Source organism: Sinorhizobium sp. 7-81, assembly GCF_030124405.1.
Taxonomy (GTDB): domain Bacteria; phylum Pseudomonadota; class Alphaproteobacteria; order Rhizobiales; family Rhizobiaceae; genus Sinorhizobium; species Sinorhizobium psoraleae.
Genome location: NZ_JASKLT010000001.1, coordinates 877,796 through 900,873, shown reverse-complemented (window position 1 = coordinate 900,873; position 23,078 = coordinate 877,796). Strand labels below are relative to the sequence as shown.

Genomic DNA, 23,078 nt, shown 5'->3' with positions numbered 1-23,078 from the left:
GAGATCTACAGTGGAAGGGGCGAGGCGTTCCAGGTTTCGACGGCTCCCGGCACCGACGGCATCGTACGGCGCATCGAGGTGCGATCGAGCACCGAAAACCACCAGGGCGACTGGGCGGTCTTCGCGCTGGCGAATGTCTCGGAGGAGCAGCTCGAGCGCGTAATCGTCGCGCCGCATTTCCGGCTGGTCAATTCCAAGCTGTTCTGGCCGGATCTCGGTTCACAGCGCATCCTGTCGATCACGCCGAGCGAAGGCTTTGCCCTTGACCGGCAGCCGAGCGACGAAGCCGACGTCTTCCGCATCACCCTCAATCCGGGCGCGGTCATTACCTTCGTCGCCGAGCTTGCCACGCCGGACCTGCCGCAAATCTACCTTTGGCAGCCCGACGCCTACAAGGACACGGTCAATGCGTTTACGCTCTACCGTGGCATCGTGCTCGGGATCGCCGGTCTCCTGGCGGTGTTCCTCACCATCCTCTTCGTGGTCAAGGGAACCTCGATGCTGCCGGCGACGGCCGCGCTTGCCTGGGCGGTGCTTGCGTATATCTGCGTCGATTTCGGTTTCCTGTCGAAACTGATCAGCGTCACCGCGGGCGACGAGCGGGTATGGCGAGCGGGCACCGAAGTCTTCCTCGCGGCGGGACTGGTCGTTTTCCTTTTCACCTATCTCAACCTCAATCGCTGGCATCAGCATCTCGGCTATGCGACGCTCGCCTGGATTCTCGGCCTGGCGCTGCTCTTCGGTGTCGCGGTCTATGATCCGGCGATCGCGTCGGGCATTGCCCACCTCTCCTTCGCACTGACGGCCACCGTCGGCATCGTGCTGATCGCCTATCTCGGCTTCAACCGCTACGACCGCGCGATCCTTCTCGTTCCTGCCTGGCTTCTGATCCTTGTCTGGCTTTTCGGCGCATGGCTCGCGGTTACTGGCCAACTCGCCAACGATATCGTTCAGCCGGCGCTCGGCGGCGGGCTCGTGCTTATCGTGCTCCTGATCGGCTTCACCGTGATGCAGCATGCCTTTGCTGGCGGAGCGTATCAGCAGGGTCTCTTCTCCGACCTGGAGCGGCAGTCCCTCGCGCTTACCGGATCGGGCGATACGGTCTGGGACTGGGACGTGGCGCGCGATCGCGTCGTGACCATCCCCGACATCTCGCACCAGCTCGGTCTTTCGCTTGGAACGATGAACGGCCCCGTCCGAAATTGGGTGCCGCGCCTCCACCCGGACGATCGCGACCGCTTCCGCGCAACGCTCGACGTGCTGCTGGAGCATAGGCGCGGCCGGCTGAACCACGAATTTCGCGTACGCGCCGAAGATGGCCACTATCATTGGCTGTCGATCCGCGCCCGCCCGGTGCTCGGCGCGAACGGCGAGATCATCCGCTGCGTCGGCACCATCGTCGACATCACCGAGCAGCGCAATTCGGTCGAGCGGCTGCTGCACAACGCGCTCCACGACAATTTGACCGGCCTTCCGAACAGGCAGGTGTTCCTCGATCGCTTGCAGGCGATCCTGCTGATGGCCGATGGCTCCAGTTCCGTGCGGCCGACGGTTCTTGCGATCGACATCGATCGCTACAAGCAGGTCAACGACATGCTCGGCATCGCAGCCGGCGACAATATTCTCATCGCGTTGACGCGCCGCCTGCGCCGCCTGCTGCGCCCGCAGGACACTCTGGCGCGCCTCGGCGGTGATCAGTTCGGCCTGATCCTTCTGTCAGAGCGCGACCCGGCGAAAATCGCCGATTTCGCCGATGCAGTCAGCAAGGCGATCATGGTCCCGCTCAACTACGGCAATCGCGAGATCAATCTCACGGCCTCGATCGGCCTCGTTTCCTGGCTCGACCAGGAGCAGAGCGCCGCCGGCTTGCTCGATGACGCGGAGCTTGCGATGTTTCGCGCCAAGAAGGCGGGCGGCAACCGCGTCGAGCCGTTCCGGCCCGCTTTCCGGACATCGGGATCGGACCGGCTACAGCTCGAAGCGGATCTCAAGCGAGCGATCGAACGCAAGGAACTTTCGCTTGTCTACCAGCCGATCGTCCGCCTCAACGACGCCGAGATCGCCGGCTTCGAGGCGCTGATGCGCTGGGACCATCCGAAGCGCGGCAACGTCTCGCCGACGGAATTCATTCCGATCGCCGAGAATTCCGACCTGATCAATCAGCTTGGCATGTTCGCCTTCGACAAGGCGACCAGCGATCTCACCGACTGGCAGATACAAACGGGCGACCTACCGATCTTCGTGGCGATCAATCTTTCGAGCGCACAGCTTCTTAACAACGAACTCTATGACGACATCCGGGCGGTTCTCAACAAGAACCGCTGCGACCCGGCGAAGGTCAAGATGGAGCTGACGGAATCGCTGGTGATGGAAAACCCCGAACAGGCGCGGCTCGTCCTCGAAAAACTCAAGGAAGCGGGTCTGCGGCTGGCGCTCGACGATTTCGGTACTGGCCACTCGTCGCTGTCCTACTTGACGCGCTTTCCATTCGACACGATCAAGATCGACAAGGCACTGGTTCGCGACCCGAGCGACAAACGCGGCATCCTCCTGCGCTCCGTGATTACGATGGCCCGCGAACTCGATATGCGAGTGGTCGCCGAAGGCATCGAATCGGAAGAGGATGCGATCCAGCTCGCACAGATGGGTTGCGACTATGGCCAGAGCTTCCTCTTCGGGCCGCCGGTCGGATCGGAATCGATCCTGCGCCTGCTGAAGGAGCGATTTCCGCTGATGAAGCGGGCTTGAGCCCGGCGCTTTTACATGGAATCACGGAAAGCGGATAAGATGCTCTAGAATCAAAGTGCTAGAGCGTCCTTTGTGCCTTCATTTGAACGCACGGCGCTCCAGGCGCGTCACCTTGTGTGTATCAACTTCCCGATGAAACCGAGCTTTTCGATCACCGGCGGCGACAGCACGAAAGGATAGCTGTCCGGCTGCCCCATGCTGCGTTGAATGCTGTTCAGTGCAACGCTGAGCGGTATCCAAGCATCGACAAGTGCCTGCGCGTCCTGCGCCGCATAGGGGTCGAAGTCCACTTCGGCTGCCATCCCTCGATGGTTCGGATCGGTCGAGAGACCGAAGGCCCGTGCCGTTTCCAGCGTATCCACGACGTGGAAATAATGCGCCCAGCATTCCGCGAAATCTTCGGCTGGATGGCAGCTTGCATAGGTGGAAATGAAGCGGTCCTGCCAGTCCGGGGGCGGACCGTGCTCATAGTTTCGCCGCAGCGCCTCCGCATAGTCCTGGCGCTCGTCGCCGAACAGTGCTCGCGCCTCCGCCACCAGCGCCTGGTCGCCGCGAACAAGCTGAGCCCAGTAGAAGTGTCCGATCTCGTGGCGGAAGTGCCCAAGCAAGGTCCGGTAGGGCTCGTTCATGGACACCCGGATACTTTCACGTGTCTCGTCATCGGCCTCAGCGGCGCGCAACCTGATCACGCCGTTCTCGTAGCCGGTCATCGCCGGGACGATGTTTCCGGCGCCATCAAGCTCGTCGGCGAGAAAATCGAAAACGAGACCGGCTTCCGGATCCTCACTGCGATCCGGATGCGGCAAGTTCAACCGGATCAGCGAATAGAAGAGGTGCCGCTGCGCCTGCCCTATGCGCTGCCATCGCCGCAGCCCTTCGGGCCTGTCGGTCACGGGCACGATCCGGTTGTGACGACATGCTGCGCAATAGGGGCCCGCCTCCGCGTCGGTCAGCATCCAGTTGCAAACATCGGTTGCCGCATTGGCACAGAAACGCAGGCTCCTACCCGGCAGCGCAGCACTTTGCCAGAGTCCGCCGTCGGCCGGCGCCACAGTGTACATTGCGCTCTTTTCGGGGAGGAAGCCGAGTTGGCCGCCGCAGGCGACACAGACACGGTTGTCGAAATAGACCGGCTGGCCACAATTGCTACACTGGAAGAGCTTCATTGAGACACCGGCTGCACGGTTAACGACGCTTGCGCCATAAGCGAAAGCTGCACTCGATAACGAAACAAGGCTGTAGCGTTTCCCCGAGGCCGGCAGTGCGACCAGTTTCACCGTCAGGCGTGGCCGGCATCCGTGGAAAGCATGGCGGAGTTGACGCCCATCAGCTCAAGCGCCCGGTCATACTTCTCGTCCAAGGCGCGGTCGAAGATGAGCTCCTCGCGCGCAGGGCAAGTCAGCCAGCCGTTCTGAGCGATTTCGCTTTCGAGTTGACCGGGACCCCATCCCGCATAACCGAGCAGCATCGTCGCCTTGAGCGGTCCTTCGCCGCGCGAAATGGCCCTGACGATATCGAGCGTCGCCGTCAGGCAGATGTCGTCGCTGACGGGAATGCTGGAGTCGCTGAGATAATCGTCGGAATGCAACACGAAGCCTCGTCCGGTCTCGACGGGACCGCCTGCCTGTATCTGAAAGTCCCGTGTCGTTGGGGGCAGACGGATCGCCTCCTCCTCATCGAGAATCTGCAGGTGCAACAGGACATCCGGGAAGGTCAGCTGCTGGGGGCGGTTGAGGACGAAGCCCATAGCCCCATCCTCTGAATGGGCGCAGACAAAGATGACGGTGCGGGCAAAATTGGAATCGAACATACTGGGCATGGCGATCAGGAATTGACCGTCAAGGAACCCACGTTCGCGTGTCTTATGCAGCACCGTTGTCGCCATAATGGAGATAGCCTACCAATTCGCCGCGAAATGAAAAGCGCCTCTACGTGGCGGCTGCGAAAATTTGCACGCACGACGCTCAAGCGTACCGATCAAGCGATTATGATCGTCGGCATACGCCCGGGCGACTGGCGACATGGGTCGAAGAACTATAATGCTAAGCCCATGACCAAGCGCCCTACACTAGAGAAGATGGCCCAACGCATCGCCACGGCAAGCCTGCTGCTCTTATTTTTTCTTCCAGCCAAAACCTATGCGGCCGCCAGCGACTGGGTAACATCGGCCGGCGGCACGATCCGTCTCGTCGCCGCTCAGCCCAAAGCGGACGGCACAATTCCGGCCATCCTCGAGGTCAGGCTCAAGCCCGGCTGGAAGACTTATTGGCGGGATCCGGGCGCAAGCGGCATACCACCGCAGATTGCGATAGACCCCTCTTCCGGCGTCGTTCTCGAGGCTATCCGTTTCCCCGCGCCGCAGATGTTCGGTGAAGGACCGGCGCGCTATGTCGGCTATGACACGCCGGTCGCCTTCCCGCTGGTGCTGAAGAGGACGCGCAACGATGGCGATCTCGCCATCCGGGCCTCCGTGTTCCTGGGCATCTGCGAGGACATCTGCATCCCGGTCCAGGGCGAACTGGACCTCGTGTTGAAGAAAGGCGAGTTCGACAATCCGCTCGATGGAGCACGCATCGCCGATGCTGTCGCCGCTTTGCCGCAAGCCCCATCAGCCGATTTCAAGGTCACGGCGGCGAGCTTTGACGCAGAGGCTGGAGCGATCCGGCTCCGCCTTCAATTGCCTCCGGGGGCAAGCGCGGACCGGCCGGATTTCTTTCTTGCCGGCCCCTCCGGCGTGAGCTTCGGCGAGCCGGTTTTCGGCGCCGAAACGGGCGCTCACCTTACGGCGGATATTTCGGTAAAGCTCTCCGGCAAGGACAAGAGCATCAAGGGAAAGCCGATCGCCCTCACCGTGCGCGCCGGCAGCCGGAGCATGGAAACGACCCTTGCCTTTGATTGATGGCGACCTATAGTCCCTCACGCGTTCGGTCGCTCCCATCGCACCGAACCTCGCTTACATCAGGGAGAGAACCGTGACTATTTCCGTCGGAGACAAGCTGCCCACCGCAACCTTCAAGGAAAAGACTGCCGACGGCCCGGTCGAGGTGACGACGGACGAGTTGTTCAAAGGCAAGCGCGTCGTTCTTTTTGCCGTGCCGGGTGCCTTCACGCCGACCTGCTCGCTCAATCACCTTCCCGGCTATCTCGAAAACCGCGATGCAATCCTTGCCCGCGGCGTCGACGACATTGCCGTGGTCGCGGTCAACGACCTGCATGTCATGGGCGCCTGGGCAACCTCGTCCGGTGGCATGGGCAAAATCCATTTCCTTTCGGACTGGAACGCCGCCTTCACGAAGGCGCTCGGCATGGATATCGACCTGTCGGCCGGGACGCTCGGCATCCGCTCCAAGCGCTATTCGATGCTCGTCGAAGACGGCGTGGTAAAGGCGCTGAACGTCGAGGAAACCCCGGGCCAGGCGACGGTTTCGGGCGCCGCCACGATGCTGGAACAGCTTTGATCTAAAGCGCGGCACGTCCAAAAGATCCCTCATCCGCCTGCGGGCACCTTCTCCCCGCAAGCGGGGCGAAGGGTCAAGCGGCACCCTCCCAGTCCCTTCTCCCACGTGTGGGGAGAGGGCTAGGGTGAGGGGCAATTTCCTGCCCGGGCCAGTACGGCCCGTTTCTACTGCACCGCATCCGGGCGGCGCGACTTCTTGAACGGTTCCATGCCCTTGCGCGCGAGTTCGTCCGCGCGTTCGTTCTCCGGGTGTCCCGCATGACCCTTGACCCAGTGCCAGGTCACCTTGTGGCGGCCCCTCGCCTCATCCAGAGCCTGCCAAAGTTCGCCATTCTTCACCGGTTTCCTGTCTCCGGTCTTCCAGCCGTTGCGCTTCCAGCCATGAATCCATTTGGAAATGCCATCCATGACGTATTTGCTGTCCGTGTGAAGGTCGACCTCGCAGGGTTGCTTCAGCGCGTTCAATGCCGATATCGCGGCGAGCAGCTCCATGCGGTTGTTCGTCGTCTCGGCCTCTCCGCCGGACATTTCCTTCTCGACGTCGCCGTAGCGAAGCACGGCGCCCCAGCCGCCTGGGCCGGGATTTCCAGAACAGGCACCGTCGGTAAAGATATCGACGTGCTTCATGCCGATGCCCCTTCGCGCGTGAGGCCGTATTCGGCGCTCGACAGGATGGTGCGATGGAAGCGGATCTTGGTCAGATATTCGAGCGGGTCCTTCTTCACCACGAGCGCACCGGCTGGTGTCATCAGCCAATCATAGAGACGCGTCAGGAAGAAGCGTAAGGCCGACCCGCGCGCAAGCAGCGGCAGGGCGGCAACTTCTTCCGCCGTCAGCCTTCGTACGCTCTGGTAGCCCGCCAGCAGCGCCATGCCCTTGGTAATGTTGTAGGAGCCGTTCTTCTCGAAGCACCAGGAATTCAAGCAGACGGCGACGTCATAGGCGAGGAAATCATTGCAGGCGAAATAGAAGTCGATGAGACCCGACAGACGATCGCCAAGGAAGAAGACGTTGTCCGGGAAGAGATCCGCATGAATGACGCCCCCCGGCAGGTCCTTCGGCCAATGTGCCTCCAGATAGCTCAACTCCGTGGCGATCTCGTCCTTCAAGCCGGCCTGCACCTCATCGGCACGGGCCTCCGAATTCTGCCAGAGCGGACGCCAGCCACCGACCGATAGCGCGTTGGCGCGCTTCAAGGGAAAATCCTGGCCGGCAACATGCATGGCGGCGAGCGCACGGCCGACCTCGCGGCAATGCCGCGCCTCTGGCTTTCTCAGCCACATGCCTTCGAGGAAGGAAATCACCGCAGCCGGACGGCCGGACAATTCTCCCAAAAGCTTGCCGTCCGCGCGCGGCAGCGGCAGCGGGCAGGACAGCCCCCTTTCGGCCAGATGATGCATCAGGCCCAGGAAGAACGGCAGGTCGTCCGCGTTCACGCGCTTTTCATATAGCGTCAGAATATAGGAGCCCTTGGTCGTGTGGAGAAGGAAGTTCGAATTTTCGACGCCTTCCGCAATGCCCTTGTAAGAGGTCAGGGCTCCCACGTCATAGGCCGCCAGAAAACGGATCAGATCGTCTTCCGTGATGTCGGTATAAACTGCCAAGGCTCGCCACTTTCAGAAACGCAAGTCGGGTAGGATGCAGCGGGCTGCGGCGCGAGACCGCACACCTTCCTGATCCGGTTTATCCGTTGACGAAAGCCATGTCGGCGGCGGTCAGTTCGACGTGGCGCAGCTCGCGGTTGACGAGGAAGTTCTCGTTTTCCTCGACCGTGTCAGCGAGCTCCACCCTCGCGTCATAACGCTCGCGGAACGCCTCGATGATTTCGTTGACGATGACTTCCGGCGCAGACGCGCCGGCGGACAGGCCGACTGTAGAGATATCCCCGATCGCTTCCCAGTCGATTTCCGACGCGCGCTGGACCAGCGCGGATTTTTTTGCCCCGGCCCTGAGCGCCACTTCGACGAGGCGCTTGGAATTGGATGAATTCGGGGCGCCGACGATCAGGAACAGGTCGCAGCCCGGCGCCGCCTGCTTGACCGCCTCCTGACGGTTCGTGGTCGCGTAGCAGATCGAATCGGCAGCCGGCGCCGTCAGATTGGGGAAGCGCTCGTGCAGCCGCTTGATAACGCCGGCGGTGTCGTCCACCGACAGCGTCGTCTGGGTCACGAATCCGAGATTATCGGGGTCCGGCGGCACGTAGACATCAGCGTCTTCGACGGTCTCGACAAGGGAGACGGCGCCTTCGGGCAGTTGCCCCATGGTGCCGATGACCTCCGGGTGCCCGGCATGGCCGATGAGCACGACATGGCGTCCCAGCCGATGGTGACGCATCGCCTGCTTGTGCACCTTCGAGACAAGCGGGCAGGTGGCATCGAGATAAAAGAGATTGCGCTCGTCCGCATCCGCCGGCACGGACTTCGGAACGCCATGGGCCGAAAAGACGACCGGCTGCTTGCGATGCTCGGGCGGGATCTCGTCAAGTTCCTCCACGAAGATCGCACCCTTGGCTTCGAGCCCTTCGACAACATAGCGGTTGTGCACGATCTCATGGCGGACGTAGACAGGCGCGCCGAACTCCTTCAACGCCAGCACGACGATCTGGATCGCCCTATCAACGCCGGCGCAGAAGCCGCGCGGACCGCAGAGGCGAATGGTAATCGGAGATTTTGCTGCCGCGGATGAGGCCATGAGTCACGAATCGGTAGGACAAACAGGAGCGCGAATATCGCCGGGCAAGCCCCGCCTCAAGACTTGCGGGGCTCGACCGACCATGGGCCATATATAGCGGCAACGACCGCACACACAAGGAAGAACACGTACAGCCAAGCAAGGCCGCGTCCGGCGGGAGGCGGACCGTGGGATCGGTCACGTGAAGGCTTGCATGCACCGGTGATGCCTCGGCTCAGACGTGCGGAGCAGAGTTTTCCCGGGCGGGCTGCCGTCTGCGCCGATAGAGGTAGACCCCGCTCACGGCCACGAGCGCGGCCGCGAGGCCGTACCAGGTAAGGGCATATTGCAGGTGGTTGTTCGGCAGATCGAATTGCGTGACGCCGCCGATCGGCAGACCGCCGGGATTTGCGGAGGCATCCGCGTCCACGAAGAAGGGAACGATCCGCTCGGTCGCAATGCCCGCCGCGTCCGCCATGGCATCGAGATCTTTCCAGTAGAAGATGTTCTTGGCGATGTCGTTGTCGGGAACGAGCGAGGAAGGCTTCTCGAGAAGTCTCGGGCGGGCGAGTCCATTCACCGTTACCGTTCCGGCAACCTGCCCCTCAGGACGTGTCGATGCGTCCTTCTTCTCGAACGGCACGAAGCCGCGATTGACGAACAGGGCACGGCCGTCATCGAGTATCAGCGGAGTGAAGACATAATAGCCGGTGCGGCCTTCGTGGGTCGCAAAGAAGTGACGCTCCTTGCCGTGGTCGTAGACCCCCGACACGCGCACCGTGCGATAGTCGATATCGTCGCCGGCGGCGGCCATCGTCTCGATTTCCTTGAGCGAGACCGGGGGCGCAATGCGCCGCTCAGCGATCGCGCCCAGCAACCCTTCCTTCCATTGAAGCCGCTGCATCTGCCATGTGCCGAGCGACACAAGTACGCCGAGGGCCGCGACCACCAGGAGAAGGCCGGCAATCCCGCCGAGGCGGCCGCGAGGCACCCGCTTGCATTCTTCAACCACGGTCAATTTCACCCGGACGTGCGCTGTTGCGGTATTGCAGATTGATCAGCACGCCCTTCAGTATCCGTGTCAACGCAAGGCTAAGCACCGTCGCGAGCGGTATCCAGAGCAGGAAGTGGAGCCAAAGCGGCGGGTTGATGTTGACCTCCATCCACAGCGCCGCTCCGACGACGATGAAGCCGACGATCAGAATCACGAAGACGACAGGCCCGTCGCCGGAATCGGCGAAGCGATAGTCGAGTTCGCAACTGCTGCAGGCCGGGCGCAGCTTCAGGAAACCGTCGAAGAGCTGACCTTGGCCGCAGCGCGGGCAGTGCCCCTTGATGCCGGTCATGATCGGATCGACCGGCGGATAGAGCGCCTTGTCGTCAGTCATTGTTCAAACCTCCAAATGCAAGGGGCGGCCGCATTTTCCGCAGGCCGCCCCCGAACTCAATGTACCCTCGCCGGCCCTTAGCCGTGGGCGACCGGCGCACCCCAGCTGCCCCAGATGTAGATGGAGAAGAAGAGGAACAGCCAGACCACGTCAACGAAGTGCCAGTACCAAGCGGCGGCTTCGAAGCCGAAATGCTGCTTCGGGGTGAAGTCGCCACGCATTGCCCGCAACAGGCAGACCAGCAGGAAGATCGTTCCGACGAACACGTGGAAACCGTGGAAGCCCGTGGCCATGAAGAAGGTTGCGCCGTAGATGGAGTCCCGGAAGGCAAACGGCGCATGCGCATATTCATAGCCCTGGACGAAGGAGAACAGGACGCCGAGCAGAACCGTCAGCGTCAGGCCGTAGACCAGACCCTTGCGGTCATTGTGAAGCAGCGCATGGTGTGCCCAGGTCACGGTCGTGCCGGACAAAAGCAGGATGACGGTGTTGTAGAGCGGCAGGTGCCACGGATCGAGGACCTCGATACCCTTCGGCGGCCAGACGCCGCCGGTGTAGGTCGTGCGCGCCGCCTGGATCGCCTCGCCTGCAAAGAGGCTCGCATCGAAGAAGGCCCAGAACCAGGCCACGAAGAACATCACCTCCGAAGCGATGAACATGATCATGCCATAGCGCAGGTGCAACGACACGACGCGGGTATGATGTCCTTCATTTGCTTCCTTGATCGTGTCCGACCACCAGCCGAACATGGTGTAGAGCACGAGCGCCAGGCCGATGAAGAAGACCCAGGGATTGGCAAGTTCCGCACCGAACAGCTTGAACGAACCACCGGAGGCGTAACGCATGAAGCCTACGCCGCCGACAGCCATGACGAAGGCGCCGATGGAGGCGAGCAGCGGCCACGGGCTCGGGTCGATGATGTGGTAGTCGTGATTCTTCTGATGCGCATCGGCCATGTCAGTAATCCCCGATAGGTCTTTCTCTTGTCGCCCGCCCGGCATAGCCGAAACAGGCGCTCTGTCAAAGTTTGTTCTCAGCTTCGCCCGTCTTAGCCTTCATTCCGGCGACCGGCTTGGACGGTTCGCGGGGGTAGAAGGTGTAGGACAGCGTAAGTGTCTTGATGCCCTTGGTCTCGACCGACTTGACGATCTCCGGGTCCACGAAGAAGACGACTGGCATCTCCATCTCTTCGCCGGGTTGCAGGGTCGTTTCCGTGAAGCAGAAGCATTGCACCTTGTTGAAATAGGCGCCGGCCGCCATCGGCGTCACGTTGAAGGTCGCCTGACCGGTCGTCGGCTTGGACGATAGATTTTTCGCCCGGTAGGTGACCTGCACGGTCTCGCCGATCCTGACATCGATGTCGCGCTGCACGGGCTTGAATTCCCAAGGCAGGCCCGACGACGTGTTGGCGTCGAAGGTAACCTTGACCTTCTCGTGGAGGATGACGTCCGAAGCTTGCTCGACGCGCTGCGTCGTGCCGTTATAGCCCGTCACCCGGCAGAACATGTCGTAGAGCGGCACCGCGGCATAGGCCATGCCCACCATGCCCGCCACGAAGGCGATGCATGTGCCGACGATCACGCCGTTTGCGCGCTCTTTCCGGGTGGGTTGCGGGGCGTTGGTCATGCGTGGCCTTCTCAATGAACCATGCCGTTGCCGAACTTGATCAGCGTAATGACATAGAAAAGCGCGACGAGACCGGCGAGCACCAGACCAAGAGCGATGTTGCGGCCGCGCCGCGATTTGCGCTGTGCTTCGCTGAGTTTAACGGTTTCCATCAGGCGATACCTCCGGCGTTGAGCCAGATCTGGGCGATCATGTGATCGACCACCAGGGCCGAGAAGATCGCAAAGAGATAGGCAATCGAAAAGGCGAAGAGTTTCTTGGCCGGGACCATTCTCTCATCTCCTTCGGGCATGCGCAGGACAGCGATTGAGTACCAGACGAAGCCCAGGCCCATGGCAGTGGCGAACGCCCCATAGCCGAGGCTCGCAAAGCCGAGGAAGGTGGGACAGATGCCGATAAGAGCGGTCAATACGGCGTAGATAACGATCTGCTTCTTCGTCGTCGCCTCACCGCAGACATTGGGCATCATCGGCACGCCGACGGCACCGTAGTCACGCATCTTGAACAAGGCCAGCGCCCAGAAATGGGCCGGCGTCCAGAGAAAGGTGATGAGGAAAAGCACGATGCTTTCGATCGATACGCCGCCCGTCACGCACGCCCACCCGATCATTGGCGGGAAGGCGCCGGCGGCGCCGCCGATAACGATGTTCTGCGGCGTCGAGCGCTTCAGCCACATGGTGTAGATGACGGCATAGAAGAAAATCGTAAAGGCGAGCAACCCGGCTGCGAGCCAATTGACGGCGAGTCCGAGGATGATCACGGAAAATGCTGATAGCGTCAGGCCGAAGGCGAGCGCCTCCTCAGGCAGGATCTTGCCGGCGGGAATGGGACGCTTGGCCGTGCGACTCATCACGGCATCGATATCGGCATCGTACCACATGTTCAGCGCACCGGAGGCCCCGGCGCCGACGGCGATGCACAGGATGGCGATGAAGCCGATGAACGGATTAATTTGTCCTGGCGCAAGGACGAGCCCGGCAAAGGCTGTAAAGACGACGAGAGACATGACGCGCGGTTTCAGAAGCTCGAAATAATCGCGCGCAGAGGCCTCGGACAGGCGCGGTGCGCCTTCCATGCCGACTGCTTCGTGATTGTCCATGAGCGTCATGTCTCGTCCTTGAAACTGCTGCGGCGGTGACAGCCGCATTCTGCCGGCGGGCCGGCGGTGTGAAGCCGCCGGAACCGGCGGCTTCTGTTCGTTCCCCGTCACTTGATCCGCGGGAGTTGTTCCCACTGGTGGAACGGCGGCGGCGACGAGAGCTGCCATTCGAGCGTGTTCGCGCCCTCGCCCCACGGATTGTCGCCGGCAACGCGCTTGCGCGCGAAGGCTTCGAAGACGCCGAAGAGGAAGATGAGCACGCCGACAGCGGCGATGTAGGAGCCGTAGGACGATACCATGTTCCAGCCGGCGTAAGCATCCGGATAGTCGATGTAGCGGCGCGGCATGCCTGCGAGACCGAGGAAGTGCTGCGGGAAGAAGACCAGGTTCACGCCGATGAACATGACCCAGAAATGCAGCTTGCCGACGAATTCCGAGTACATGTAGCCGGTCATCTTCGGGAACCAGTAGTACCAGGCAGCGAAGATCGCGAATACGGCGCCGAGCGACAGAACGTAGTGGAAGTGAGCGACCACGTAGTAGGTGTCATGCAGCGCACGATCGAGACCGGCATTGGCGAGCTGAACGCCCGTGACGCCGCCGACGGTAAAGAGGAAGATGAAGCCGATCGCCCAGACCATTGGCGTCGTGAAGCGGATCGAACCGCCCCACATCGTCGCAATCCAGGAGAAGATCTTCACGCCCGTCGGGACCGCGATGACCATCGTCGCGAAGACGAAGTAACGCTGCGTGTCGAGCGACATGCCGACCGTATACATGTGGTGCGCCCACACGATGAAGCCGACAGCGCCGATCGCGACCATGGCGTAGGCCATGCCGAGATAGCCGAAGATCGGCTTGCGCGAGAAAGTCGAGACGATGTGGCTGACGATGCCGAAGCCCGGCAGAATCAGGATGTACACTTCCGGATGACCGAAGAACCAGAACAGGTGCTGGAACAGGATCGGGTCACCGCCGCCTTCCGGCGCGAAGAATGCCGTGCCGAAGTTGCGGTCGGTGAGCAGCATGGTGATGCCGCCTGCCAGAACCGGCAGCGAGAGCAGGAGCAGAAAGGCGGTGATCAGGACCGACCAGGCGAAGAGCGGCATCTTGTGCAGCGTCATGCCCGGAGCGCGCATGTTAAGGATGGTGGTGATGAAGTTGATCGCACCGAGGATCGACGACGCGCCGGCGATATGAAGGCCGAGGATCGCGAGGTCCATCGCGGGTCCAGGCATGCCGGAGGTCGAGAACGGCGGATAGATCGTCCAGCCACCGCCGGCACCGTAGGCACCGGCCGGCCCCTCCACGAACATCGAAAGCAGGACAAGCAGGAACGCCGGCACGATCAGCCAGAACGAGATGTTGTTCATGCGCGGGAAGGCCATGTCCGGCGCGCCGATCATGATCGGCACCATCCAGTTGGCGAAGCCGCCGATCAGCGCCGGCATGACCATGAAGAAGATCATGATCAGCGCATGCGCGGTCGTGAACACGTTGAACATGTGCTTGCCGCCGTCGATGGCAGCATCGCCCTCAAAGCCGTAGACCATCTGGGCCAGGCCATGGAAAATCTGGATGCCCGGCTCCTGCAGCTCGGCGCGCATGAAGATCGACAACGTGCCGCCGATAATGCCAGCGACGATCGCGAACAGCAGGTAGAGCGTACCGATGTCCTTATGGTTGGTCGACAGGAACCAGCGCTGGAAGAAGCTCAGAGGCTTGTGCGCATGGTCTGCATGGGCATGATCGGAATGATCATGCCGGTGATCGTGATGAACGGCTGTTCCAGCCATGGGTCAAGCTCCCCTTCCGATTACTGTGCGGCGTTTGCGGCGACGTCAACGGTCTTGGCCGTGCCGTCGATGGACGCCATGAGCGCCTTGTTCGCTTCGCCGATATTAGTTGCAGCGGCGGCGAGCCAGGCGTCGTATTTATCCTGCGCGACAACGCGAATGGCGATCGGCATGTAGGCGTGATCCTTGCCGCAGAGCTCGGAACACTGACCATAATAGAGGCCTTCGCGGTCAGCCTTGAACCAGGTTTCGTTGAGCCGACCAGGGACGGCGTCGATCTTCACACCGAAAGCCGGCATGGCAAAGGCATGGATAACGTCGGCAGCCGTCACGAGCATGCGGACTGTCTTGCCGACGGGCACGACCACTTCGTTGTCGACGGCGAGAAGGCGCGGGTACTGGGCCTTGTCTTCCTTGCCGAGGCTCGCGCGATCCTCTTCCTTCATCAGCAGGCTGTCGAAGGAAAGCGGATTTTCACCGACCTCATATTCGTACGACCAATACCACTGGTTGCCGGTCGCCTTGACCGTCAGATCCGGGTTCTGCGGCGGCGTCAGCTGCGCGGTCAGAAGCTGGAAGGACGGAATAGCGAGGAAAAGCAGAACGATAACCGGACCGACGGTCCAGAGAACTTCGATCGCGGTGTTGTGGCTGGTTCTCGAAGGAACCGGATTGGCGCCTTCGCGGAATTTGACCACAACGACAATCAGCAGGAGGAGAACGAAGAGCGTGATCGGGATGATGAACCACAGTGTGTAACGTTCAAACCACGTGATTTCTTCCATGATGCCGGTCGCGGCCGTCTGAAGACTCGTCTGCCATTCGACAGGCTTGTCAGCAAAGGCGCTCGAAGCAAAAAGCAGACAGGCAAGCGCTGCCAGAACTGCATAAGCCTTGTTTTTCACAATGTGTCTCCCCAATGCGCTTGATCAGGATCAAACCGAAACGCAGAATCCCTGCGATACTGCAGCGCTTCAAACCACAGTTTGACCAGCGCCGCAACATCTGTCCAACCAACCCCGTGCGGCATTTTTGCACAAAGGCAGCTTTTCACATGGGCGCCCCTCGCGCCCGCCGTCAAATTGGGTTAGGCCTGTCGCGGCTCGTGGAACCGCCAGTCCGCCGCCGACCGATCCGGAGCCTCCCCAGGGCAGAGGCCCCATTTCCGCCATACGGCGCTGGAATGTAGCCAGCAGGGCTTTTCATTTATCTTCGCGCGCATCAAGAATAGCCCTGATGATTCGACGTTTTGAGGTTTACATGGGCCTGTCCCTCTTCTCCCGGCTGCCGGTTCTGGCCGCGCTCGGAATTGCCACCTTCATGTTCCCTGCCGTAAGCCTGGCCCAGCAATCCGGCGGAACGCCTGGAACGGTGAAATCAAACCACGGCGCCTGGTCGATCGTCTGCGATCAGCCGGCTGGAGCCTCTGCTGAGCAATGCGCGCTTATGCAGAACGTTATCGCCGAGGACAGGCCGGAAGTCGGCCTTTCGGTCGTGGTTCTGAAAACCGCCGACCGCAAGGCGAAGATCCTCCGCGTTCTCGCGCCGCTCGGCGTGCTTCTACCGAACGGTCTCGGTCTCAATGTCGATGGCAAGGATATCGGTCGCGCCTATTTCGTGCGCTGCTTCTCCGACGGCTGCTACGCTGAAGTCGTGCTCGAGGACGAACTGCTGAAGACCTTCCGCGCCGGCGCGACTGCAACCTTCATCGTTTTCCAGTCGCCGGAAGAAGGCATCGGGATCCCGGTCGACCTCAAGGGTTTTGGCGAGGGTTACGACGCCCTGCCCTGATCGGGGCAGCATCGAAGATTAAAAAGCCGCGCTTTGCAGCGCGGCTTTTTTGCGGTGGTATAACGACTGTTCGTTACAGAATATCGGTTGCGGCAATCTTGATGCCGAAACCTTCGAGGCCGACATAATGGCGCTCGCGCGAGGAGATGAGGCGGATCGAGGTAATGCCGAGATCCTTCAGGATCTGTGCGCCGAGACCGATTTCCAACCATTCGCTTTCGCGCGCCTGGGCTTCCGAGTGATCCTCGCGATCGTGCTTGCCCTTCCGCGCCGTTTGCGAAACGCCGACGCCGACGGAACCTTCACGCAGATAGACGATGACGCCCCTTCCCTCCCCGGCGATGCGCTTCATGATCGCATCGACCTGACGGTCCCTGCCGAAAACATCCGCACCCACATTCTCAAGATGCAGACGAACGGGGATGTCGACGCCGTCGCGAATGTCGCCGAAGACGACGGCAAGGTGCTGCATCGGATCCCAGGGCAGCGAATAGGTGTGGCCCTTCGCCTTGCCGTAAGGCGTATCGATCTCGAAGCAATTGCCCTGCTCGATCAGCGTCTCCTTGCGCTGGCGGTAGGCGATCAGATCCGCGACCGACACCTGCTTGAGGCCATGGTTCTCGGCGAAGCTTTCGACCTGTGGGCCGCGCATCACGGTGCCGTCGTCATTGACGAGTTCGCAGATGACGCCGACCGGGGGGAGGCTCGCGAGCTTACAGAGGTCCACGGCCGCCTCCGTGTGACCCGAACGCATCAGCACGCCGCCCTCGCGGGCCACCAACGGGAAGATATGGCCCGGGCGGACGAAATCTGCTGGTCCGATATTCGGATTGGCCAGATTCCGGACGGTCAACGTCCGGTCGTCGGCTGAGATGCCGGTGGTGGTTCCATGCCTGAAATCCACCGAAACGGTGAACGCCGTCGTATGGGCGGAGTCATTCTCCGCCACCATCGCATTCAGATTGAGGCGCTTTGCCTCTTCGCGTGGCATCGGCGCACAGACGATGCCGGAGGTGTGGCGGACGATGAAGGCCATCTTCTCGGGCGTGCAATGCACGGCTGCGACGATAAGGTCGCCCTCGTTCTCACGGCCGCCGTCATCGGTGACGACGACGATCTCGCCGGCCTCGAAGGCGCGAATGGCGTCAACGACGCGCTTCTGGTCATAGGACATCAAGATAATCCCCGCAAACTACTTCAGCCGTCCAGTCTGGCCCCGATCGCGCAGATAATGGTCGGCAATCGTGCAGGCAAGCATTGCCTCGCCGATCGGCACGGCGCGGATGCCGACGCAAGGATCGTGGCGGCCCTTGGTGCGGACATCCACTTCATTGCCGTCGCTATCGATCGAGCGGCGTTCGGTCAGGATCGATGACGTCGGCTTGATCGCGAAGCGTGCAACGATCGGCTGACCCGTCGCGATGCCTCCCAGGATGCCGCCGGCATTGTTGGACAGGAAAACCGGCTCGCCGCCGGGTCCGATGCGCATCTCGTCGGCGTTCTCCTCGCCGCTGATCTCCGCCGCACCGAAACCGTTACCGATCTCCACGCCCTTGACCGCGTTGATCGACATCAGGTTGGAGGCGATGTCCTGATCGAGCTTGCCGTAGATCGGTGCGCCGATACCCGCGGGCACGCCCTCGGCAACCACTTCGACGACCGCGCCGATCGACGAACCGGCCTTGCGGATACCGTCGAGATATTCTTCCCAGACGGGAACGATCGCCGGGTCCGGGGCGAAGAACGGGTTGTTGTTCACCTCGGCCCAGTCCCAGTTGGCCCGACCAACCCTGTGCTTGCCGATCTGGACGAGCGCCCCGCGCACGACCAGGCCGGGCACCACTTTGCGGGCGATGCCGCCGGCCGCAACGCGCGCCGCCGTTTCGCGCGCCGAAGAGCGACCGCCGCCGCGATAGTCGCGAATACCGTATTTGACATCATATGTATAATCAGCGTGGCCCGGACGGTAACGCTTGGCGATATCCGAATAGTCCTTGGAACGCTGGTCGGTGTTCTCGATCATCATCGAAATCGGCGTGCCGGTCGAGATCATCGTCTCGCCGTCCTCGTCGAACATCACCCCGGACAGAATCTTGACCAGGTCGTCCTCGCGGCGCTGGGTCACGAAGCGGGATTGGCCAGGCTTGCGCTTGTCGAGCCAGGCCTGGATTTCGGCCAGCGTGAAGCGAATGCCGGGCGGGCATCCGTCGACAACGCAGCCGAGCGCCGGCCCATGGCTTTCGCCCCAGGTGGTGACGCGGAAGAGGTGACCGAAGCTATTGTGCGACATGACGAGAACCGAATGCTGACAACCACACGCGGGAAAACAGACGCGCGCGCCCTCTCTTACTGCATGTTTCGCTAAATCGGAACCGATTTAAGGTTAGGAACATGCAGCAAATCAAAGTGCTACAGCGACCTTTTGTGCGTCTGAAAAAGGGCCACGGCGCTGTAGTGGAAGGCCGCCAAAGGGAAAGGACTTCCACTATAGCGCAGATGTGCTTTTGTCCTTGAATCGATCATGAAGCGAGGCGAAACCCGCGCTCTGTCGCGAAGGCGAGGAAGCTTTCGCTGCTCAACGGCTTCGAAAAGGCGTAGCCCTGCAGAAGGTCACAACCGAGAATGCCGAGCATTTCCGCATGCGCCATGGTTTCCACGCCTTCGGCGACGGTCTCGATGCCAAGAGAGCGGCCGATCTCGATGATCGAGCGCACGAGCGCCTGCTCGGTTCGGGCGCCAAGCACAGGGGCGACCAGCTGGCGATCGATCTTCAGCCGCTTCGGCTTGATTTTCAGCAGACTGACGATCGAGGTGTGGCCGGTGCCGAAATCGTCGATCTCGATATCGATACCGAGTTTCTTGATCCCTTCGATATTGGCCGTGACGATGTCGTCGCTTTCGTCGAGGAAGATGGACTCCACCAGTTCGAACGAAATCTGGCCGGGCATGATGCTCAGCCCCTCGAGCGAGGCGAGCAGATCCCTTTCCTGCAGGCGCTTGGCCGAGACGTTGACAGAAATCTTCGGCACCCGGAGACCGGCCGCGGCCCAGCGCATCCGGTCGGCAAGGGCCTTTTGCAGGACCAGACGATCGAGCGTGGCGGTCACGTTCAGCTCTTCGGCAATCCTCAGGAACCGGTCCGGGGTCAGGATTCCCTCGCGCGGATGCTGCCAACGGATCAGCGCCTCGACGCCGGAGAGCGCGAGCGTCGAGGCGTCGAACTGCGGCTGGTACCATGGCACGAACTGATCGCGTTCGATCCCTTCCAGTATTTCGTCGGCGATCCGCTTGTTGGTCACCACTTCGGCCTGCAGCGCCTGCGTAAAGCACTGGTAGTGGTTGCGTCCACTTTCCTTGGCTCGATAGAGCGCGATGTCGGCATTGACGAGCAGCTTGCGCGCATCGGCCGTGGAGCGACGCGCCACGGCAACGCCGATGCTGACGCCGAAGCGACAGGGGAACCCGTCGTAATCGACCGGTTGGCGCATCTGGGCAATGATGCGGTCGCATAGTGCGGCCAGCGCGGCATCGTCCGGTGCTTCGGAAATCACGACGACGAATTCGTCTCCGCCGATGCGCGCCACGATGTCACCTGCCGAGATGTTCAAGCGCAGGATCTCGGAGGCATGAACAAGCATGGCGTCGCCCGCCGCATGGCCAAGCGTGTCGTTGATCTGCTTAAAACGGTCGAGATCGATATGGAGGATGGCAACGCGTTCGGGCTTTTCGACGCTTGCCGCGAAGAGTTGCTCCAGCGTCTCGTCGAGCATTCGTCGATTGCCGAGCCCCGTCAGTGGATCATGCAGGGCATTGTGCTCGATGCGGTCCTTCGCGTGGGCGAGTTCGGCATTCTTCATGTCGGCCACTGCCTTGGCCGCCCTAAGCTGCTCAGTCATCAGCACATCGTCGGTGACGTCCCAGCTTATACCGGTGATTTTCGCCCGGCCGTCGGCCCCCTCGTGGCCCGAGCCCACATGGCGCAGGTGGCGGATGGAGCCATCCTTCATCACGACTCGGTATTGCGAGCGATATTCAAGCCCTTCGTCCAGGCTGCGGAACAAGGCGGCGGAGACAGCAGCGATGTCGTCAGGATGCACGGTCGCACGCCATTTCTCATGAGTTGGATCGCCACCGGTCAGTCCATGCAGGTGGAACATCCGGTCGTCCCAGGTTCGTTCTTGCGTGGCAATGTCGATTTCCCAGATCCCGATCTTCGACGCATCCAGGGCCAGGTTGAGACGATGCGACAGGGCCATCACTTCGCTTTCGCGCGCCTTCAGCTTGGCTATGTTGCGCTGACGCTCGTTCATGAGGCCGCCGGTGACAAGAATGGGCACTACGACGACCATGACAGCGGCAATGGTCGCAAGCCTGATTTCGCCGCTGTTCTCCGGTTCCTGGGACCAGCCGGTTGCGGGAGCCGCGGCCAACTCCCACACGCCGCCGGGCAGTTGCAGCTCGCGGACGACCGGAGACCTCTGGAAAACCCCGGTTTCGTCGAGGAAAGGTTCCATCACATTGTCGCTGACCGAGATGTCGCGAATGGCCAGGTCAACAGGGACGCGCCTATGGTTGCCGACTGCCTCCGGCATTTCCATGCCTTCCTCATGCAGGCGCGCCGACCGATAAAGCGCCTCTTCGTCGAGGACAGCCTCGACGAAGCCCCAGAACGAGGCTCGTCCACCGACATTCGAGAAGACGGGCACGAAGACATCGAACCCGGTTCGGCCGTTTGGCAGGCTGACCGGTCCGACGACCACCGGTTTTGCCATCGAGGACGCACGATCGAGTGCCACGCGCATCGCGCGGAATCGGCCAAGATCCGTGCCGACGAACGATTGTTGGCGATCCTGCGAAAAGGTCATCGTGACGACGCCCGCCGGCGCCGCGGAAACGCGAACCAGCTGCGGGTTTTGCAAGAGCAGCTTCGCCGCCAGTTTGCTGAAATCGCTCGACGTCGTCTCCGGCTGGACGGCGAGCCCGTTGGCCAGCCCATTGAGCGCGGCGATATTGGTGTTGAATTCCGCGCGAAAACGGCCGGCGATCAGATTCAATTCGTTTTCGACGTCGATCTTCAGGTCTTCGCGAAAGTTCTCGCGGTTCTGCCGCTCATAGATATTGCCGCCGATGAAGACGACCGCGCCCGCGATCACCGCCGGAACGAGCGATGGCTTCGCAAAGTTGGCAATCGCACGGATGCGGCGGCGCAGAGCGACGATAATCTTCAATTGTTTTCCCCAATCCCCGGTGCACGGTAGCCTTGGAATCTTAAGATTGGCTTTCGAAAAAAATTTCCTTGGAAAACGTGGCCGAGACGGCAGTCGGCCCGGCGGCCAATCGGCTCCGCCGGCTTGAAATTGTCCGCTCCGGCGTCCACTCTTCGCTCGCCGGCCGCGCAGTTCACTACCGCCAACATGCGCGCTAAAGCTACGGTACAAGGCAACTTTTGCCACAATCGGGGATCAAATGGTGATGACAAAAATATTCGCGGAATCATTGAGGAGGGCAGGAAGAATGCGATTTGTCATTGCCGCGCTCATGGCCACTGCAGGCTTGCTTTCGCCGCTTTCCGTGCATGCCGAAAGCGCCGACGTGGAAGCGGTGATCACCAGTGTCGACACCGATCGCCTTAGCCTCTCGCTGGACGATGGCAAGAGCTACCAGGCGCCCGAGGAGTTCAACTTCGAAGGTCTCGAGGCAGGCGTAAAAGTGCTCGTCTTCTACACCGAGATTGACGGCAAACGCGTCATCAACGATCTGGAAATCGTCCAGTGAGCAATCCTGCCCGCACAAGCGCGGGCCTTTCGGCGGCACGGCTGGCGTCGCCTTGAGGCGTGGAGTAGATCCACGTTTTTGGATTAGGCAATTCCGGGCGGAAAAACCGTTGCACACATTTTCCGGAATTGCTTTAGACCCAGCCGATCGCGCCGTCGGCTACCCTCAGCAGACGGTCCTGCGGAATGGCCGAAGTTGCCGCTTCGTCGGCACTCATTTCCCCAAGAAGCTTGAACAACGCGCGAATGACGCCGCCATGGCTGACGCAGACGGTCGGCTGCGTCACGTCGTTCAACCAGGCGCCCACGCGCCATGACAGAATCTCGTAGCTTTCGGCATATTGGCCGGGCGGGATAAAATCCCATTTGGCAACGCGCCTTTCGGCGATCCGCTGGGGTACCTGGCGCTTCAATTCGGGCAGGGTGTAGCCTTCCCAGTCACCGAAGGAGACTTCCCTCAGCCTGTCGTCGATGCGATAGGAAGCCGGATCGAGCCCCATGGCATATCTGAGGCGTTCCATGGTCTCGCGTGTGCGGCCGAGCGGGCTGGCGACGAAATCGAAACCATTGACTTCAGGCCCGAGGATCTCCCTCAGAGCCAAGCCGTTCTCGGTCGCCTGCCGGCGACCGGTTTCGTTGAGGGGAATGTCCTTTTGTCCCTGAAGGCGGCTTTCGGCATTCCAATCCGTTTGCCCATGCCGAACCATGTAGATGAGCACAGCGTTCACT

General features: G+C 61.3%; 22 protein-coding genes. 5 read left to right on the top strand and 17 right to left on the bottom strand.

The annotated features are described in order from the left end of the window. Positions 1–2,748: sensor domain-containing phosphodiesterase (locus tag QN224_RS04290; RefSeq protein WP_283975663.1), on the top strand; the 2,748-nt coding region annotated here is incomplete at its 5' end. Between the two features lie 107 nt (positions 2,749–2,855). Here QN224_RS04290 and QN224_RS04285 read toward each other — a convergent pair. Then, the gene (locus QN224_RS04285; RefSeq protein ID WP_283975662.1) at positions 2,856–3,914 is read right to left on the bottom strand and encodes a putative zinc-binding metallopeptidase; all 1,059 of its coding nucleotides are present in this window, start codon (positions 3,912–3,914) and stop codon (positions 2,856–2,858) included. Between the two features lie 113 nt (positions 3,915–4,027). Further along, positions 4,028–4,633, bottom strand: a complete 606-nt coding sequence (locus QN224_RS04280) for a YqgE/AlgH family protein (protein ID WP_283975661.1) — start codon at positions 4,631–4,633, stop codon at positions 4,028–4,030. A gap of 165 nt (positions 4,634–4,798) precedes the next feature. Between QN224_RS04280 and QN224_RS04275 the strand changes: the two genes are divergently transcribed. Then, the gene (locus QN224_RS04275; RefSeq protein ID WP_283975660.1) at positions 4,799–5,647 is read left to right on the top strand and encodes a protein-disulfide reductase DsbD domain-containing protein; all 849 of its coding nucleotides are present in this window, start codon (positions 4,799–4,801) and stop codon (positions 5,645–5,647) included. A gap of 73 nt (positions 5,648–5,720) precedes the next feature. Further along, positions 5,721–6,206, top strand: a complete 486-nt coding sequence (locus QN224_RS04270) for a peroxiredoxin (protein ID WP_173510606.1) — start codon at positions 5,721–5,723, stop codon at positions 6,204–6,206. Positions 6,207–6,370: 164 nt separating this feature from the next. On the opposite strand, the gene rnhA is transcribed toward QN224_RS04270, so the two are convergent. The 11 genes from rnhA to coxB form a co-directional block, all read right to left on the bottom strand. Next, a complete protein-coding gene (rnhA, locus tag QN224_RS04265) occupies positions 6,371–6,832 on the bottom strand; it encodes a ribonuclease HI (protein ID WP_173510607.1) in 462 nt (153 codons plus the stop codon). Then, positions 6,829–7,809, bottom strand: a complete 981-nt coding sequence (locus QN224_RS04260) for a homoserine kinase (RefSeq protein WP_283975659.1) — start codon at positions 7,807–7,809, stop codon at positions 6,829–6,831. The genes rnhA and QN224_RS04260 overlap by 4 nt, the downstream gene beginning before the upstream one ends. Before the next feature lie 79 nt (positions 7,810–7,888). Further along, on the bottom strand, positions 7,889–8,896 hold the full coding sequence (gene ispH, locus QN224_RS04255) for a 4-hydroxy-3-methylbut-2-enyl diphosphate reductase (protein ID WP_283975658.1): 1,008 nt from the start codon (positions 8,894–8,896) through the stop codon (positions 7,889–7,891). Positions 8,897–9,110: 214 nt separating this feature from the next. Continuing rightward, on the bottom strand, positions 9,111–9,887 hold the full coding sequence (locus QN224_RS04250; RefSeq protein ID WP_283975657.1) for an SURF1 family protein: 777 nt from the start codon (positions 9,885–9,887) through the stop codon (positions 9,111–9,113). Next, complete coding sequence (locus QN224_RS04245; RefSeq protein ID WP_283975656.1) at positions 9,880–10,263, bottom strand: DUF983 domain-containing protein; 384 nt, start codon at positions 10,261–10,263, stop codon at positions 9,880–9,882. The genes QN224_RS04250 and QN224_RS04245 overlap by 8 nt, the downstream gene beginning before the upstream one ends. Positions 10,264–10,340: 77 nt before the next feature. Beyond that, complete coding sequence (locus tag QN224_RS04240; RefSeq protein WP_269277348.1) at positions 10,341–11,219, bottom strand: cytochrome c oxidase subunit 3; 879 nt, start codon at positions 11,217–11,219, stop codon at positions 10,341–10,343. A 64-nt stretch (positions 11,220–11,283) separates the two neighbouring features. Next, a complete protein-coding gene (locus tag QN224_RS04235; protein WP_283975655.1) occupies positions 11,284–11,889 on the bottom strand; it encodes a cytochrome c oxidase assembly protein in 606 nt (201 codons plus the stop codon). 11 nt (positions 11,890–11,900) lie between these two features. Continuing rightward, positions 11,901–12,041: a hypothetical protein gene (locus tag QN224_RS04230; RefSeq protein ID WP_283975654.1), complete on the bottom strand. Its 141-nt coding sequence runs from the start codon at positions 12,039–12,041 to the stop codon at positions 11,901–11,903. Further along, the gene (locus QN224_RS04225; protein ID WP_173510615.1) at positions 12,041–12,997 is read right to left on the bottom strand and encodes a heme o synthase; all 957 of its coding nucleotides are present in this window, start codon (positions 12,995–12,997) and stop codon (positions 12,041–12,043) included. Before QN224_RS04225 ends, QN224_RS04230 begins: the two co-directional genes overlap by 1 nt. A 98-nt stretch (positions 12,998–13,095) precedes the next feature. Continuing rightward, positions 13,096–14,784, bottom strand: a complete 1,689-nt coding sequence (gene ctaD / locus QN224_RS04220) for a cytochrome c oxidase subunit I (RefSeq protein WP_173510616.1) — start codon at positions 14,782–14,784, stop codon at positions 13,096–13,098. 20 nt (positions 14,785–14,804) lie between these two features. Then, positions 14,805–15,689: a cytochrome c oxidase subunit II gene (coxB, locus tag QN224_RS04215; RefSeq protein WP_269277363.1), complete on the bottom strand. Its 885-nt coding sequence runs from the start codon at positions 15,687–15,689 to the stop codon at positions 14,805–14,807. 355 nt (positions 15,690–16,044) lie between these two features. On the opposite strand from coxB, the gene QN224_RS04210 reads away from it, so the two are divergent. Next, complete coding sequence (locus QN224_RS04210; RefSeq protein ID WP_269284319.1) at positions 16,045–16,575, top strand: invasion associated locus B family protein; 531 nt, start codon at positions 16,045–16,047, stop codon at positions 16,573–16,575. Positions 16,576–16,648: 73 nt separating this feature from the next. On the opposite strand, the gene ribB is transcribed toward QN224_RS04210, so the two are convergent. The 3 genes from ribB to QN224_RS04195 all read right to left on the bottom strand — a co-directional run bounded on the left by ribB (position 16,649) and on the right by QN224_RS04195 (position 21,803). Further along, entirely contained in the window at positions 16,649–17,749 is a 1,101-nt protein-coding gene (gene ribB, locus QN224_RS04205; RefSeq protein WP_283975653.1) for a 3,4-dihydroxy-2-butanone-4-phosphate synthase, read from the bottom strand. Positions 17,750–17,767: 18 nt separating this feature from the next. After that, on the bottom strand, positions 17,768–18,865 hold the full coding sequence (gene aroC, locus QN224_RS04200) for a chorismate synthase (RefSeq protein ID WP_283975652.1): 1,098 nt from the start codon (positions 18,863–18,865) through the stop codon (positions 17,768–17,770). Positions 18,866–19,094: 229 nt separating this feature from the next. Further along, positions 19,095–21,803 carry an EAL domain-containing protein gene (locus QN224_RS04195; protein WP_283975651.1) on the bottom strand — a complete coding sequence of 903 codons (2,709 nt, stop codon included), beginning with the start codon at positions 21,801–21,803 and terminating at the stop codon, positions 19,095–19,097. Between the two features lie 286 nt (positions 21,804–22,089). On the opposite strand from QN224_RS04195, the gene QN224_RS04190 reads away from it, so the two are divergent. Next, complete coding sequence (locus tag QN224_RS04190; protein WP_173510621.1) at positions 22,090–22,350, top strand: DUF1344 domain-containing protein; 261 nt, start codon at positions 22,090–22,092, stop codon at positions 22,348–22,350. A gap of 133 nt (positions 22,351–22,483) precedes the next feature. On the opposite strand, the gene QN224_RS04185 is transcribed toward QN224_RS04190, so the two are convergent. Continuing rightward, positions 22,484–23,068, bottom strand: coding sequence for a histidine phosphatase family protein (locus QN224_RS04185; RefSeq protein ID WP_283975650.1), 585 nt, complete (start codon positions 23,066–23,068; stop codon positions 22,484–22,486). Between the last annotated feature and the right edge of the window lie 10 nt (positions 23,069–23,078).